Origin of the sequence: Mesorhizobium sp. M0243 (assembly GCF_040321775.1) — a bacterium.
Classification (GTDB): domain Bacteria; phylum Pseudomonadota; class Alphaproteobacteria; order Rhizobiales; family Rhizobiaceae; genus Mesorhizobium.
This window is the reverse complement of record NZ_JAMYSF010000020.1, coordinates 75,426-90,619: the sequence shown is the minus strand read 5'-3', so window position 1 is coordinate 90,619 and position 15,194 is coordinate 75,426. Positions and strand designations below refer to the sequence as shown.

The 15,194-nt window shown below is 63.1% G+C and carries 17 protein-coding genes; 2 read left to right on the top strand and 15 right to left on the bottom strand.

Annotation, left to right across the window (positions count from 1 at the left end; genetic code table 11):
• Positions 1–87 precede the first annotated feature (87 nt).
• Entirely contained in the window at positions 88–1,026 is a 939-nt protein-coding gene (locus NKJ11_RS23575; protein ID WP_352794349.1) for an alpha/beta hydrolase, read from the top strand.
• 35 nt (positions 1,027–1,061) lie between these two features.
• Here the strand turns inward: NKJ11_RS23575 and NKJ11_RS23570 are convergent, their stop codons facing one another.
• From NKJ11_RS23570 to NKJ11_RS23550, 5 genes are all read right to left on the bottom strand, one after another.
• On the bottom strand, positions 1,062–2,720 hold the full coding sequence (locus NKJ11_RS23570) for an FAD-binding dehydrogenase (RefSeq protein ID WP_352794348.1): 1,659 nt from the start codon (positions 2,718–2,720) through the stop codon (positions 1,062–1,064).
• A 40-nt stretch (positions 2,721–2,760) separates the two neighbouring features.
• Positions 2,761–3,747, bottom strand: coding sequence for a Gfo/Idh/MocA family protein (locus NKJ11_RS23565; protein ID WP_352440495.1), 987 nt, complete (start codon positions 3,745–3,747; stop codon positions 2,761–2,763).
• A 67-nt stretch (positions 3,748–3,814) separates the two neighbouring features.
• On the bottom strand, positions 3,815–4,390 hold the full coding sequence (locus NKJ11_RS23560) for a YceI family protein (RefSeq protein ID WP_352440496.1): 576 nt from the start codon (positions 4,388–4,390) through the stop codon (positions 3,815–3,817).
• A gap of 67 nt (positions 4,391–4,457) precedes the next feature.
• The gene (locus NKJ11_RS23555; protein WP_352440497.1) at positions 4,458–5,030 is read right to left on the bottom strand and encodes a cytochrome b; all 573 of its coding nucleotides are present in this window, start codon (positions 5,028–5,030) and stop codon (positions 4,458–4,460) included.
• 58 nt (positions 5,031–5,088) lie between these two features.
• Entirely contained in the window at positions 5,089–5,979 is an 891-nt protein-coding gene (locus tag NKJ11_RS23550) for a LysR family transcriptional regulator (protein WP_352440498.1), read from the bottom strand.
• A gap of 96 nt (positions 5,980–6,075) precedes the next feature.
• Between NKJ11_RS23550 and NKJ11_RS23545 the strand changes: the two genes are divergently transcribed.
• The gene (locus NKJ11_RS23545) at positions 6,076–7,071 is read left to right on the top strand and encodes an aldo/keto reductase (RefSeq protein WP_352794346.1); all 996 of its coding nucleotides are present in this window, start codon (positions 6,076–6,078) and stop codon (positions 7,069–7,071) included.
• Between the two features lie 268 nt (positions 7,072–7,339).
• Here the strand turns inward: NKJ11_RS23545 and NKJ11_RS23540 are convergent, their stop codons facing one another.
• The 10 genes from NKJ11_RS23540 to infC all read right to left on the bottom strand — a co-directional run bounded on the left by NKJ11_RS23540 (position 7,340) and on the right by infC (position 15,127).
• Complete coding sequence (locus NKJ11_RS23540) at positions 7,340–7,942, bottom strand: nucleotidyltransferase family protein (RefSeq protein ID WP_352611044.1); 603 nt, start codon at positions 7,940–7,942, stop codon at positions 7,340–7,342.
• A gap of 38 nt (positions 7,943–7,980) precedes the next feature.
• Positions 7,981–10,458: a phenylalanine--tRNA ligase subunit beta gene (gene pheT / locus NKJ11_RS23535; protein WP_352794344.1), complete on the bottom strand. Its 2,478-nt coding sequence runs from the start codon at positions 10,456–10,458 to the stop codon at positions 7,981–7,983.
• Positions 10,455–10,877, bottom strand: a complete 423-nt coding sequence (locus tag NKJ11_RS23530; protein WP_352773865.1) for a GFA family protein — start codon at positions 10,875–10,877, stop codon at positions 10,455–10,457. Before NKJ11_RS23530 ends, pheT begins: the two co-directional genes overlap by 4 nt.
• Positions 10,874–11,971, bottom strand: coding sequence for a phenylalanine--tRNA ligase subunit alpha (gene pheS / locus NKJ11_RS23525; protein WP_352554632.1), 1,098 nt, complete (start codon positions 11,969–11,971; stop codon positions 10,874–10,876). The genes NKJ11_RS23530 and pheS overlap by 4 nt, the downstream gene beginning before the upstream one ends.
• A gap of 141 nt (positions 11,972–12,112) precedes the next feature.
• Positions 12,113–12,514, bottom strand: coding sequence for a 50S ribosomal protein L20 (gene rplT / locus NKJ11_RS23520; RefSeq protein ID WP_023672281.1), 402 nt, complete (start codon positions 12,512–12,514; stop codon positions 12,113–12,115).
• 149 nt (positions 12,515–12,663) lie between these two features.
• Positions 12,664–12,867, bottom strand: coding sequence for a 50S ribosomal protein L35 (gene rpmI, locus NKJ11_RS23515; protein ID WP_006201248.1), 204 nt, complete (start codon positions 12,865–12,867; stop codon positions 12,664–12,666).
• Between the two features lie 182 nt (positions 12,868–13,049).
• Entirely contained in the window at positions 13,050–13,694 is a 645-nt protein-coding gene (locus NKJ11_RS23510) for a methyltransferase family protein (RefSeq protein WP_023810606.1), read from the bottom strand.
• 142 nt (positions 13,695–13,836) lie between these two features.
• Entirely contained in the window at positions 13,837–14,064 is a 228-nt protein-coding gene (locus NKJ11_RS23505; protein WP_352794342.1) for a hypothetical protein, read from the bottom strand.
• Between the two features lie 107 nt (positions 14,065–14,171).
• Positions 14,172–14,462 (bottom strand): hypothetical protein, encoded by a 291-nt coding sequence (locus tag NKJ11_RS23500; protein WP_352794340.1) that lies wholly within the window; start codon positions 14,460–14,462, stop codon positions 14,172–14,174.
• Positions 14,463–14,590: 128 nt separating this feature from the next.
• Entirely contained in the window at positions 14,591–15,127 is a 537-nt protein-coding gene (infC, locus tag NKJ11_RS23495) for a translation initiation factor IF-3 (RefSeq protein ID WP_023810608.1), read from the bottom strand.
• Positions 15,128–15,194: the final 67 nt, after the last annotated feature.

Here is a 15,194-nt window from a genome sequence, read left to right as displayed (position 1 = left end):
ATCGAAACTGCCAATCTCCCCTCTTGCGGGGGAGATGGCCGGCAGGCCAGAGGGGGGTGCCCAGGTTCGACTCCGGCAGCCTCACTCGTGACCGACTACAAAACCCTCATCGACGCCGAGACGTGGGCCTTCATCGAGCGGACCAACTCCTATTATCCGCCCGACACGATCGACTACACGATCGCGCAGCAGCGTGAGATTTACGACCGCATGTGCCGCGAATTCTTTGCCGGCTATCCCGACGGCGTTGCGGTGGAAATCTCGGCCATTGCGACGCCCACGCACGATATCCCGATCCGCATCTACCGAAGCCCACTCCAAGCCACCGTGACGGTGCTGTATTTCCATGGCGGCGGCTTCATCCTCGGCGGGCTGGACAGCCATGACGATGTTTGCGCCGAACTCTGCGCCCGCACCGGCTACGAAGTGGTCTCGGTCGATTACCGGCTGGCGCCGGAGCATTTGCACCCAGCCGCCTTCGACGACGTGATGAGCGCCTTCGAATGGGCCACCTCCACCCGCAACCACCCAATTTTTCTGTGCGGCGACAGCGCCGGCGGCAATCTTGCCGCTGCCGTCAGCCATGCGACACGCGGCCACGCGAAAAAGCCGATCGGCCAGGTGCTGATCTATCCCGGCCTCGGCGGAGACCGCTCGAAAGGCTCCTATGTCAAACACGCCGAAGCGCCAATGCTGACCGTGCGAGATCTCGAATTCTACAAACACATCCGCACCGGCGGCGTGGATCACAGTGGCGACGCGACGCTAGCCCCGCTTGCCGACACCGACTTCTCCAACCTGCCGCCGACAATGCTGATCACCGCCGAGTGCGACCCGCTGTCCTCGGATGGCGAGAGCTATCGCGACCTGGTCGTGGCGGCGGGCGGACGCGCGACCTGGTTCGAGGAAGCGGGGCTGGTGCATGGTTATCTCCGAGGCCGGCACACGGTCGGCCGCGCCCGCACCAGCTTCACCCGGATCGTCGATGCGGTGACCGCGCTTGGACAGGGCGATTGGCGCTGGTGATCGCGGCTAGACTCCGGGGGCCGACCGGCGCCGGCTCACCCTACCGAAGCGGCCGCCGCCCGACCGGCGCCGCGGCCGGAAAAGATGCAGCCGCCGAGGAAGGTGCCCTCAAGCGCCGCGTAGCCATGCACGCCGCCGCCGCCGAAACCGGCGGCTTCGCCGACAGCGTAGAGCCCCGCAACCGGCTGGCCGTCGGCACCCAGAACGCGGCTGTCGAGGTCGGTCTGCAGGCCACCCAGCGTCTTGCGGGTCAGGATGTTGAGCCGCACCGCGATCAGCGGGCCGTTTGCCGGGTCGAGCATCTTGTGCGGCTTTGCCGTGCGGATCAGCCGGTCGCCGAGATAGGCACGGGCGCCGCGCAAAGCGGTGATCTGCATGTCCTTGGAGAACGGATTGTCGAGCTGCCGGTCGCGGGCGCGGATTTCGCGCTCGACCTGGGCCACCTCAAGAAGCGGCTCACCGCCGGCAAGCGCGTTCATGCGCGCGACCAGCGCCGGCAAATCAGCCTCGACGATGAAATCCTCGCCCTTCTCCATGAACGCCTTGACCGGACCCGGAATGCCAGATGTGGCGCGGCCGAGCACCTGGCGCCAGCTCTTGCCGGTCAAATCAGGGTTCTGCTCGGAGCCCGACAGCGCGAACTCCTTCTGGATGATCTTTTTGGTCAGGATGAACCAGGAATAGTCAAAGCCTGTGCTCATGATGTGGGAGAGCGTGCCCAGCGTGTCGAAACCGGGATAGAGCGGCACCGGCAAGCGCTTGCCGCGCGCATCGAGCCACAGCGATGACGGGCCGGGCAGGATGCGTATCGCATGGTCGGTCCAGATCGGCGCCCAGTTCCTGATGCCCTCGACATAGTGCCACATGCGGTCGCGGTTGACGATCGAGCCGCCGGCCCGTTCGGTGATCGCCAGCATGCGGCCGTCGACATGGTCGGGCACACCGGTGATCATGCGCTTGGGCGCCGTGCCAAGCCGCTTGGGCCAATTCTCCCGCACCAGTTGATGGTTGGCGCCGATGCCGCCGGAGGCGACGATCACCGCTTGGGCGTGAAGCTCGAAATCACCTGATATTTCGCGCGAACTCTTGTGGCCGCGCTCGACAGCGCTGGGCTGCAGGATGTCGCCACGCACACCGGTCACAACAGCACCCGTCCGCGTCAGTTCATTGACCCGATAACGGAACTTGAAGCTTATCAATCCGCGTTTTTGCGCCTCGCGCACGCGCTGCACGAACGGTTCGAGAACGCCGGGGCCGGTGCCCCAGGTGATGTGGAAGCGCGGCACCGAATTGCCGTGGCCGATGGCATTGCCGCCGCCGCGCTCGGCCCAGCCGACCACCGGAAAGAATTTCAGGCCGCGCTGCATCAGCCAGGAGCGTTTTTCGCCGGCGGCGAAGCCGACATAGGCTTCCGCCCATCTGCGCGGCCAGAAATCCTCGGGCCGATCGAAAGCCGCGGTGCCCAGCCAGTCTTCCAGCGCCAGGTCATGCGAATCGCGGATGCGCATGCGCCGCTGCTCGGGCGAATCGACGAGGAAAAGGCCGCCGAACGACCAGAACGCCTGGCCGCCGAGCGACTGCTCCGGCTCCTGGTCGACGATGATGATTTTCTTGCCGGCCTCGGCAAGCTCGGCGGCGGCAACCAGCCCTGCAAGGCCAGCGCCGACAATGATCACGTCCGCATCGTCAGCCATCTTTCCTCCCAGAATTAGCCGGCTAATTCAACGCAAGGGGTCAGACGGCCTCCCAGCCTTCTTTGCCGCCGGCGCGGAAGATGGCATCGATGACTTTCTGATTGAGCACAGATTCCTCCAGCGTGAAGACGCGCTCCTTGCCGCCCTGTGCCGCACGCGCGAAGGTCTCGACCTCCAGCCGGTACTGCTGCGTGCCGGGAAAGCGGAACACCTGCGCCTCGGAGTGGTTCTGGTTGTGCAGTTCGACGCGGTGGTGGTCGTAGAGCCCGGCATTGAAAGGCGAGAACAACTCGATGAAACCCTTCTCACCGTGGAACACCATGACCTGGCGCGCCGCCATCTGCGTCGACAGGTAGAAGGACAGTTCGAAGTCACCGAAATCGGCGCGGATCGAGGAGTAGATGTCGGTGCCGAATTTCTGGTCGCGCTCGATCGTCGCCTGCACGCGCAGCGGCTCCTTGCCGGTCGAAAAGCGCGTCGACACGGTCGGGTAGACGCCGATGTCGGGCAGCGCGCCGCCGCCGAGGTCGAGCTGGTTGCGCATGTTGCTGGGGTCGACATTGTAGTAGGAGAAGGCACCCTGCACATGGCGCAGCCGGCCGATGGCGCCGCTGGCGATCAGGTCGCGTACCTTGATCCATTGCGGGTGGTAGATGACCATGAAGGCCTCGCAGACCAGCACCTTTTTCTGGTCGCGCAGCTTGATCAGCGGAAGAATGTCGTTGGCGTCGAGCGCCAGCGGCTTTTCGACCAGCACGTGCTTGCCGGCTTCGATGGCCTTTGCCGTCCATTCGACATGCTGCGAAGTCGGCAGCGGGATGTAGACGCCGTCTACTTCTTTCGAGGCGAGCAGTTCCTCATAGGAGCCGAAGGCATGCCGCGCGCCGAAGCGGTCGGCGAGCGCCTTGGCCTTCGACAGGTCGCGGCTGGCGATCGCCGACAGCACGCCATTCTCCGCCTCGACCATGGCCGGCAACAAATGCTCGCGGCCGATCTTGGCCGTCGACAACACACCCCATCGGAACATCAGGCTTCTCCTCTCGATTACAGGCGACGAGGTTTGCCCGAAATCGCCGGAAAAGCCAATGACAAGGTCAGCCCCTTTTGCCGGTCAGCGTCATGTCGAAGTCGACGATGTTGGAATAGATCGGCGTGCCGACATCCATGCCGTAGCGTGACCTCAACACCTTGCCGGTGACATGGAATTTTATGGTGCCAGCCTTGAGACCGCCAAGCTCGGCCGTGAATTTTTCCGGGAACGTCTTGCCGCGCGCCGTCAGCCGGCCGCTGACGAGGGCCGTGGTGTCGCTGGTTCGGGTCACGCTGGTCGAGCGGAACTGGATTTCCGGGTTCTTGGCGGCATCGAACACCGCGTCGGAGCGCAGGAAGGCATCGATACGGCCTTGGCCGGTGCTGACGCTTTCGGGAAAGATGGTGAAATTGACCTGCGAGCGCGCGACATCGCTGTTGTCGATGCGGATCGAGCCCTTGAAGCGGGCGAAGGCGCCATCAAGGCCGCCGCCGCCGACCTTGCCGATGGAAAAGCGGATGCTGGAGTTGGCCGGGCTGATCGAATAGCTGCCGGCGGCGTCACCAAGCGCGACGGCCGCTGAAACAGGCATGGCAAGGCAAGCGGCGACCGCCGCAAATCCGAGGATGCGCGTGTACATGGAGGTGTTCCTTTTTGGAGGCGGCGCTGTGTGCGTCCTCGCCCCGTCAACGAATGAGCCGTCCGATCTATTCCGCATCTGACGAAGGCGTGATCATGCGCGTAAGCACGCCATCCCTGAGCTGGAAATGATGACGCAGCGCCGCCAGGACATGGAGAGCGACCAGCGCCATGCCGGCATAGGCGAGATACCAATGCGTTGCCGCCCAGAAGCTTTCGGCGCCATCCGATTCAGCCAGCGGCAGGTTCGGCATGACGAACAGGTTGAACGGCAGGCTGGGGATCTCCAGCATCGACACCGACACCAGCGCCCAGCCGGACAAGGGCAAGGCAAGCTGGAACGCGTAGAGCGCAAAATGGACCAGCGGGGCGGCCCGACGCTCCAGGGTTCCGACCGAGCGCGGCAGCGGCGGCGTTGCATTGCCGAGGCGCCAGGCGACGCGCAGCACCACCAGACCGAGCAGCAGGAAGCCGAAGGATTTGTGCAGTTGGATCAGTTCGAAGGCGGTGCGCTGACTGGTCAGCCGAACCATGACGAAGCCGAGCCCGAACTGACCGATGAAGATCAGCGCAATCAGCCAGTGGAGAATGATCGCGCCCCAGCCATAGCGGGTCGTGCTATTGGTGATCGATGTTTGCATCGTTGGTGAACGACCGCGATGCCGGTTTTCTTCCACCAGGGGGAGGGGCGAGCCCGCTCTATCCACTCACCTTGAAGAAATCGACAAACGCCCTAAGCGCTGGCCGCATCTGACGGCGGCTCGGATAATAGACAAAGAAGCCGTCGAAGGGCGGGCACCAGTCCTCCAGCACGCGGATCAGCCTGCCGTCGGCGAGCGGTGCGCGGACATAATCCTCAAAGACGAAGGCAAGCCCGGCGCCGTCGACCGCCGCCTGGGCGATCAGATGGTCCTCGTCGAGGATCAGCGGTCCCTCCACCGCCATCTCGATCCTCTCGCGGCCTTTCTCGAATTCCCAGCGGTAGAGGATGCCGCTGGAGAAGCGGAAGCGGATGCAGCGGTGGCCGGCTAGGTCGCGCGGGTGGAGCGGCTTGGGGCTCACCTCGAAATAGACCGGGGCGCCGACCACCGCGCCGCGAAGGTCCGGCCCGATGCGCACCGCGATCATGTCGCGCTGCAGGCTCTCGCCTAGCCTGACTCCAGCATCGAAGCCGCCTTCCACCACGTCGGTGAAGCGGTCCTCGATGACGATCTCCAGCACGATGTCGGGATAGGCCGACGCAAAGGCGCCCAGCCGTGGCGTCAGCGCCAAATGGGCCGCCGTGCGCGGCACGGTCAGCCGCAGATTGCCGGCCGGCCGGTCGCGCGCTTCGATTGCCGTCTCCAGCGCCAGGTCGATCTCGGAAAGCGCCGGCCGCAATCGCTCGAGCAGTTGCGCGCCCTCCTCGGTCGGGGCAACGCTGCGCGTGCTGCGTGCCAACAGGCGCACGCCAAGCCGGGCTTCGAGGCTGGATACCGCGTGGCTAACCGCCGAAGGCGCGATGGCCAATTCCCTGGCAGCGCCGCGAAAGCTGCCGCATTGAGCGACAGTCGCCAGCACCGCCAGTTGTGAAAGATGCGCTCGATTCATTGATCTATCTTTTAGTACAGCCCGTGCGGATGAAAACCGATTATCGAACACAAGGCAAGGCGCTATTTCTCCCACATCGCAACAAGGAGACGCGTTATGCAAACCCGCAAGCTAGGAACTGAATTGAACGTCTACCCCGTCGGCCTCGGCTGCATGGGCATGAGCTTCGCCTATGGCGGCCAAGCGGAAGCCGATGCGATCGCCACGCTGCACCGCGCCGTCGACATCGGCGTCAATTTCTTCGACACGGCGGAAGTCTATGGCCCTTACGAGAACGAGATCCTGCTCGGCAAGGCGCTGAAGTCGGTGCGTGACAAGGTGACGATCGCGACAAAATTCGGCTTCAAGATTTTGGAGGAAGGTACAGGCCTCGACCGCATGGCGGGCGTCGACAGCCGCCCCGAGCACGTCAAGGCGGTCGCCGAGGCCTCGCTGAAACGGCTGGGCACCGATGTGATCGACCTCTACTATCAGCACCGTGTCGACCCCAACGTGCCGATCGAGGATACGGTCGGCGCCATGGCCGAACTGGTGCGCGAGGGCAAGGTGCGCGCGCTTGGCCTGTCCGAGGCGAGTGCCGCGACCATCCGCCGGGCCCATGCCGTTCATCCGATATGGGCCGTGCAGAGCGAGTATTCGCTGTGGAGCCGCGACCCGGAAGACGAGGTGTTCGCCGTCTGCCGCGAGCTCGGCATCGGCTTCGTTCCCTATAGCCCGCTCGGCCGTGGGCTGCTGACCGGCACGATCGCCAAGCCCGAGGCCTTGAGCGACGACGACTGGCGCCGGACCTTGCCGCGCTTCCAGGCCGAGGCGATGGAAGCCAATGCCGCCGTCATCGCCACGCTGGAAAAGCTGGCGGCTGAAAAGGGCGCAACCTCGGCGCAGCTGGCGCTGGCCTGGGTGCTGCACCAGGGCGATTTCATCGTACCGATCCCCGGTGCGCGCAAAATCCGCCATCTCGAGCAGAACACGGCGGCGGCGGACATTGCACTTAGCGCTGTCGAGGTGCAGGCGATTGGCGATGCGCTGTCGCCCGACAAGGTGGTCGGTAGGCGCTATGCGCAGAAGGAGTTGGCGCTGGTGAATGGGTGAAAGCTGGTGAGTAAGCGGAAGGGGTGCTTCGGCGCCCCTTTTCATGCGCGATGGTGCAGAAGGTTGCGTGACGTTGGCGCGAGGCACCCCCCTCTGTCCTGCCGGACATCTCCCCCGCAAGGGGGGAGATCGGATGTCACGCCGGCTTTCGCCAATCACCAACGTTGCAAGAAGGGTGCCGCCGATGAAGTTGCCAATCTCCCTCCTTGCGGGGGAGATGGCCGGCAGGCCAGAGGGGGGTGCCTCGCGCCAACATTCCGGCAACTCCCTACCAAGGCACGACAGTGGTCTCCGGCCAATACTCCTGGGCGCGTCTGCCCTTCACCTCATGCGTGCGCTGATTGTCCATCACCCGGTTCGGTGTGATGCGGAACGAAAAAATATCGTCAAGACCAAATGGAGCCACGATCTCGAGCTGCCCATCCGCATCGTATCGCACACCCACCGCATGGGTCTTCGACGCAAAATAGCTGACGGATTCGCTGGCGCTCGAATAGCGCGGGCAGGGTTGGCAGAACTTCTGCGGATACCATAGATGCACCCGCGCCTGGTTGCGCACCTCGACCGGCAACGCTAGCCCCTCGAAATGCCGCGCCGCCCGGCGGATCACCGCGTCCTCGGCCTCGTAGGACAGGTCGCTGTCATCGAAGTAGAAGAGATCAACGTCCTTGATGCCGTAACCCGAAGGCTTGCCGGTCAGGTGGTTCCAGACACTGTTGTAGAGCGCGCCGGACACCACCAGCCAGCCCGGCAGGTCGAGCGTGCGAGCCCGCGCCAGCGCGTCGCGGACCAGCGGGTCGGCAGGCACGATGGCGAGAAACGCCGCGCGCTGTTCTTCGAAAGGAAGTCCGGAATACCGCAGATGGTCCATCGCCCTTTGGAGGGCGATTCGCCATCTGCTCGCAAGTCTTAGCCGCGCAGAACGCCGCCCGTCTGCTTGCCGACATTCTCGACGATACGCTTGGCCAGTGCCTCGAAATCCTCGTCGGTCAGCGTCTTTTCGACCGGCTGGATCGACACTTCGATGGCAATAGACTTCCTGCCCTCGCCGAGCGAAGCGCCTTCGAAGATGTCGAAGACCGAAACGCCCGTGATGAGCTTCTTGTCGGCGGCGAGCGCCGCGCGGACCAGCGTGCCGGCCTCGACCGTTTTGTCGACGACGAAAGCGAAGTCGCGCTTGACCGCCTGGAAGGGGGACAGTTCCAGTTTCGGCTTGGTTTTCGTCGGCTTGGCCTTCGGTTCGGGCACCGCATCGACGAACACCTCGAAGCCGCACAGCGGCCCGGAAACATCGAGCCCCTCCAGCGTCTTCGGGTGGAATTCGCCAAAGGTGCCGAGCACGGTTTTCGGGCCGAGCTTGATGGTGCCGGAACGGCCGGGATGGTACCAGGCTGGACCGCCGGCCTCGATCTGCAGCCGCTCGACCGGCGCACCGCAGGCTTCGAGCGCGGCGATCGCGTCGGCCTTGGCGTCGAACACGCCGACCGCACCCGAATTGCCGGCCCAGTTGCGGCCGGAGCCGTCGAGCTTGGCGGTGCCGCGACGCACACCGGCGGCGACGCGCCGCTGTTGGTCGGCGCCGTCGCCCTCATAGGTGCCCGACACTTCGAACAGCGCCACGTCGCCAATACCCTTGTCGGCATTGCGCTGTGCAGCGGCGATCAGCCCGGGCAGCAGCGACGGCCGCATGTCGGACATGTCGGCGGCGATCGGGTTGGCGAGCTTCAGCGCGGTCTGGCCACCGCCGAACAGCTCGGCATGCTTGGCCGGAATGAACGACCAGGTGACGGCTTCCATCATGCCGCGCACGGCAAGCGCGCGCTTGGCGGTGCGGGTACGGACCTGCAGCGTGGTGAGTATCCTGGCGTTGACCGCGTCATGCGCACCGAGCGGCTGCGGCGCGATGTTGTCGACGCCGTGGATGCGCATGACTTCCTCGACCAGATCTGCCTTGCCATCGACGTCGGGGCGCCAGGACGGCACGGCGACGTCGAAGACGCCCGATATCTTTTCTTGAGACGAGAAATCTCGTGTGCCGGGCGGCGGAGCAACATAGTTGGCATGGGGTCGATAGGTTGGCTCTGCACTGAAACCCAGGCGCTCAAGGATAGATAGGCTCTCATCCTCGTCGACCTCGATGCCGGTCAGCCGCTTCACTTCCGCCAGCGGGAAGGAAACGATCTTCGGCTGATAGTCGGCATAACCGACGACTTCCATTTCGGTCGGCGTGCCGCCGCAGAAATCGAGCACCAGTTTCGTTGCCAACTCGACGCCGGGAACCATGAATTCGGGGTCCACGCCGCGCTCGAAGCGGTAGCGCGCGTCGGTGATGATGCCGAGCGTGCGGCCGGTGCGCGCCGTGGTGATCGGATCCCAAAGGGCGGATTCGATCAGCACGTCGGTCGTGTTCTCGTCGCAGCCCGAATGCTCGCCGCCCATGATGCCGGCGATGGACTCGACGCCATTGTCATCAGCGATGACACACATTTCCGGCGTCAGCGTGTATTCGCGGCCGTCGAGCGCCTGCACCTTTTCACCATCGCGCGCGCGGCGCACGACGAGATTGCCGGCAACCTTGCTGGCGTCGAACACATGCAGCGGGCGGCCGCGGTCGAAGGTGACGTAATTGGTGATGTCGACCAGCGCGCTGATGGGTCTCAGGCCAATGGCGATCAGCCGCTGCTGCAGCCATTTCGGCGACGGCCCATTCTTGACGCCCTTGACCAGGTTGAGCGCGAAGCCAGGGCAAAGCTCCGGCGCTTCGATCGTTACCTTGACCGGACACATGCCGTTGCCGACATGCGGCATGATGGCGCCGCCGACGAGGCGGCCAAGCCCGCTCGCCGCCAGATCCCTGGCGACGCCATAGACGCTGGTGGCGTCCGGCCGGTTCGGCGTCAAATTGATCTCGATGACCGGATCGTCGATATGCGCATAAGCGGCGAAGCTGGTGCCGACCGGCGCATCCTCGGGCAGGTCGATGATGCCGTTGTGTTCGTCTGACAGTTCCAGCTCGCGCTCGGAACACATCATGCCGTGGCTCTCGACCCCCCTGATCTTGCCGACCGCCAGCGTCACGTCGATGCCGGGCACATAGGTGCCGGGCGCAGCAAAGGCGCCGATCAGGCCAGCGCGGGCGTTTGGCGCGCCGCAGACGACCTGCACGGGTGACTTGCCGTCGCCCGTATCGACGGTCAGCACGCGCAGCCGGTCGGCATCGGGATGCTGGACCGCCGTCAGCACCCTGGCGATGACGAAGGGCTTCAGGCTCGACTTGTCGTCGACATGCTCGACTTCGAGGCCGATCGAGGTCAGTCGCTCGACGATCTCGTCGAGCGTGGCGTCGGTCTCTAGGTGGTCCTTGAGCCAGGAGAGGGTGAATTTCATGGGACTGTTCCGTCTGGTCTTTTGACGCTTGTTTTCAGATGTCTCGGCAGGTCGTCGGATATATGCAGGAAGGCAAGCTGTTCGCCGACATAGGCATGCTGCGTCGGCTCAAAATCGGCCGGCATGTCCATGGCGCCGAGCATGAAGTAGATGTCGTCTTCCAGCCGCTCGTCGACATAGGCGATGGGCGAGCCGCAAGTGCCGCAGAACGAGCGCGTCACCGGGCCGTTCTCATACATCTTCAGCGCCTTGCCGGTGAACGCGACCTGATCGACCAGGAAGCCGACAAAGGCCGACACCGGCGCGCCGCTGGCCCGCCGGCAATCGCCGCAATGGCAATAGCTGACGTGATGCGGTTCGACGGAAGCTTCGAACCGCACGGCGCCGCAGCGGCAGCCGCCGGCGTAGGGCGCTGTCATGCGCTCAGGCCTCCGAACAACGTCGGCATGTCGAGCGGCCTGAAGCCGTAATGCGACAGCCAGCGGACGTCCGCGTCGAAGAAGGCGCGCAGGTCCGGCATGCCATATTTCAGCATGGCGATGCGGTCGATGCCCATGCCCCAGGCAAAGCCCTGATATTCGTCCGGATCAAGCCCGCCATGGCGCAGCACGTTGGGATGGACCATGCCGCAGCCGAGGATCTCCATCCAGTCGGAGCCTTCGCCGAAGCGCACTTCGCCGGGCCTGGAGCGGTCGCACTGGATGTCGACCTCGAGGCTCGGCTCGGTGAACGGGAAGAAGGACGGCCGGAAGCGCATCTTGACCTGCGGCACCTCGAAGAAGGCCTTGCAGAACTCCTCCAGCACCCACTTCATGTTGGCGACGTTGGCCGTCTTGTCGATCACCAGCCCCTCGACCTGATGGAACATCGGCGAGTGAGTGGCGTCCGAATCCTGGCGGTAGGTCTTGCCCGGAATGACGATGCGGATCGGCGGCTTCTTCGTCTCCATGGTGCGGATCTGCACCGGCGAAGTGTGGGTGCGCAGAAGCTTGCGCTCGCCCTTCTCGTCCGGCTGGAAGAAGAAGGTGTCGTGCATCTCGCGCGCCGGATGGCCTTCGGGGAAATTCAGCGCAGTGAAATTGTAGTAATCGGTCTCGATATCGGGACCTTCCGCGATGGAAAACCCGAGGTCGCCGAAGATCGCCGCGATCTCATCGATGACCTGGCTGATCGGGTGGATACGGCCGCGCTCGGCCGGCGACTGCCGCACCGGCAGCGTCACATCGACCCTTTCGGCGGCGAGGCGGGCGGTGATCGCCACATCTTTCAACTCGGCCTTGCGCACCGTCAGCGCATCTGTGACGCGGTTCTTGAGTCCGTTGATTGCGGGGCCTTTGACCTGACGCTCCTCAGCGGTCATGGCGCCAAGGGTCTTCAGCATCTCGGACACGGCGCCCTTCTTGCCGAAAGCAGCGATGCGCACGGCCTCGATGGCCGGCTCATCGGCGGCCGAGGCGATTTCGGCCAGAAGTGAGTTTTCAAGCGTATCCAGGCCAGTGGTTGCGTCGTTCACGGTCAAACTCGCTACGTTGGAAATCAGCTCAAAGTGAAAGTCACTTTTAAGTTGAAAGTTCAGGCAAAAGAAAAACCCGCGCCAGCCGTGCCAGCGCGGGTTCCCCAAATCAGAATTGCGAATGCTTGGGAAGCGCTGGTCTTAGGCGACAGCGCTTTCAAAAGCGTTCGGCGTGGTGTTCTTCAGATATTCGAGCGCCACCTTGGCCTTGGCGACCAGGGCTGCGAAAGCCTGCGGCTCATGGATGGCCATGTCCGACAGGATCTTGCGGTCGATCTCGATGCCCGACTTGTTGAGGCCGTCGATGAAGCGGCCATAGGTCAGGCCATGCTCGTGCGTCGCGGCGTTGATGCGCTGGATCCACAGCGCGCGGAACGAGCGCTTGCGGTTCTTGCGGTCGCGATACGCGTACTGCATCGACTTTTCCACCGCCTGCTTGGCGATGCGGATGGTGTTCTTGCGGCGGCCGTAGAAGCCTTTGGCGGCTTTCAGGACCTTCTTGTGCTTGGCGTGCGAAGTGACGCCTCTTTTTACGCGTGCCATGTCATGATCTCCTTAAAAGCAATTCCAGAAAAAGTGCCTTGCGGTTTTCCGTTCGGAATTGCGTAAAACAAATGCGTGTCCGGACCGAATGATCTTATTTTGGCGAATGATGTTTTCCAAAAAGTCTGCAACTTTTTTGGCATCATTCCCTAGAGACCGTTCGGCAGAAAATTCTTGATGACCTTCTTGCCATCCGGTTCAGCCAGAACCATCGTGCCGCGGGCATTTCGAATGAACTTGTTGGAACGCTTGATCATGCCGTGACGCTTGCCGGCCGCAGCCGACAGGACTTTACCCGTACCTGTGATCTTGAACCGCTTCTTGGCGGCCGATTTGGTCTTCATCTTGGGCATTTTGCTACTCCGTATTGTTGGCGCACTATCGCGCTTCTTGTTCGCTTCGGGCCGACCAAAGCCCGAAAAGCAAATGAAACCGCCACGGCATGCCCTGCCGGGCGGTTTTCTTGAACGGCGGTGCTATACGTCAAAGACGGCCCGCGTGCAACACCTGTGGAGATGCGGCGCTGTGTCCTTGGTCAGGGCAGCGTGAACCAGACCGGCAACATGCCTGACAGCTGGGCTCCGTCTATCAGCTCGAAGGCCGGCAGGGCGACGAGGAAGACCAGGCCGTCGAGCAGCGTGGTCAGCAACAGGCGGGGCTTGAAGCTGCCCGTATCGCCCTCCTGGTAGAGCGACAGCTTCGGGAAGAAGCGCGGCACCTTCTCCAGATAGGCCTGGTACGGCGCGCCGAGCGCTTCCTTGAGGAACTTCTCTTCGCGCAGGATGACGATGTGGAAGGCACCCGCGCACAGCAGCGCAAAGAGGATGATGCCGGAGAACGAGCCGATCTGGGCGCCGACGCCCGCCGCGGCCACGGTCGAGAACACATAAAGTGGGTTGCGGGTGATCGAGTAAGGCCCGCCGGTCACCACCTCGGAAGATTTGCGCCCGCCTATGTAGAGCGTCGCCCAAAGGCGCCCGACGATGCCGAGGAAAATCAGCAGCACGCCGAACATTTCGATCGACTCATGCACCCAGGTTTCAGGCGGAAACGTCGATTGGCCGAACAGCAGTGCCAGAAACAGCACCACCACCAGCACCGCAAGCACCATGCGGCGCATATGCTGGTAGTTGCCCAGCCCGTGTGCCTCGACGGGCGCAGACTTGATTTCATTGACCATGGCGGAATCCGATCGTCGAAAAACTTGCCGGCGATCGCAGCTTCTGGCCAAGAAAACAGGGCCCCGCCGATCGTTGGGACGGCTTGCAGGATAATTCAGGCGGATTTAATGCATGTCGCCTCTTTTGACTGCCTACCGCAGCTCAATACAGCCAGAAGAGGACGGGAATTACACCGCTTTCCTGTCCGGACTCGATGAGTTCGAAAAACGGTATGGAAACCAGAAACATCAAGCCGTCGCGCAGCGTGTGATTGAAGATGCGCGGTGTGAAGGTGACCTCGGCCTGATCGCGATAAAGCCGGGGATTGGGAAAAAAACGCGGCACCCGTGCAACGTAGTCCTTGTACGGCGCCCCGAGCACGGTCGTCAAATGCCGTTCCTCGCGCAGCGTGACGATGTGGAACGCGGCCGCGCACAAAACCGCCGACGCTACCGCGACGATCGCGCTGCCGGTCTGAGTGCCAATGCCGACGGCCGCTACGGTGGAGAAAAAATATAGCGGTTGCGCATCACCGAATATGGGCCGGTTGCAACCACTTCGGCCGACTTGCGGCCGCCGATATAGAGGATCGACCAGAGCCGGCCGCCGATTCCGATCAGTATCAGGGCGATCCCGTGCGCCTCTATGCGTTCGTGGGTCAGTTCATCGTGCGGGGAGCCGCCGAAGATCAGCAAAGCGCAAAAAGCGCCGATTAGCAGCGCCAGCAGGACGCGCCGGCGCCGCTGATAGCGACCCATTTCACTTGTAGAACGTGCCGCAGCGGTCATGGGAGAATCCTTTCGCCGCGAGGACCGGCAACCAGAATCCTTGTCGAAGCAACTTGCGGAGAAATCATGGCGGAGGCAAAACAAAACAAAAGCCGCCGAAGCGGCCTTTGCTTTTGACGGGGATCGCTCTAGCGCGGCGACAGCACCATCATCATCTGGCGGCCTTCGAGCTTCGGTTCCGCTTCGACCTTGGCAATCGTCGCCACTTCCTCGCGGACCTTGTTCAGAAGCTGCATGCCGAGTTCCATATGCGCCATCTCGCGGCCACGGAAGCGCAGCGTCAGCTTGACCTTGTCGCCTTCCTCGAAGAAGCGGCGAACCGCCTTCATCTTGGTCTCGTAGTCATGGCTGTCGATGTTCGGGCGCATCTTGATCTCCTTGATCTCGATGACCTTCTGGTTCTTGCGCGCCTCGGCCGCCTTCTTCTGGTTGGCGTATTTCAACTTGCCGAGATCGAGGATCTTGACGACGGGGGGCACCGCATTGGGCGATATCTCGACGAGATCGAGCCCAGCCTCTTCGGCGAGCAGCAACGCATCGTTGATGGAAATATCGCCGCGGTTCTGGCCATCGGCGTCGATAAGCTGGACCCGGGGAACCCGGATGTCACGGTTGGAGCGCGGGCCATCCTTGGTCGGCGCCGCTGCTTTGAAAGGTCTGCGAATGGTCGTGGTCTCCTTGGCCGTTTCGTTCAGGTTCGTCAGTGTTGATGCGTGGACGCGCAATGTGGTG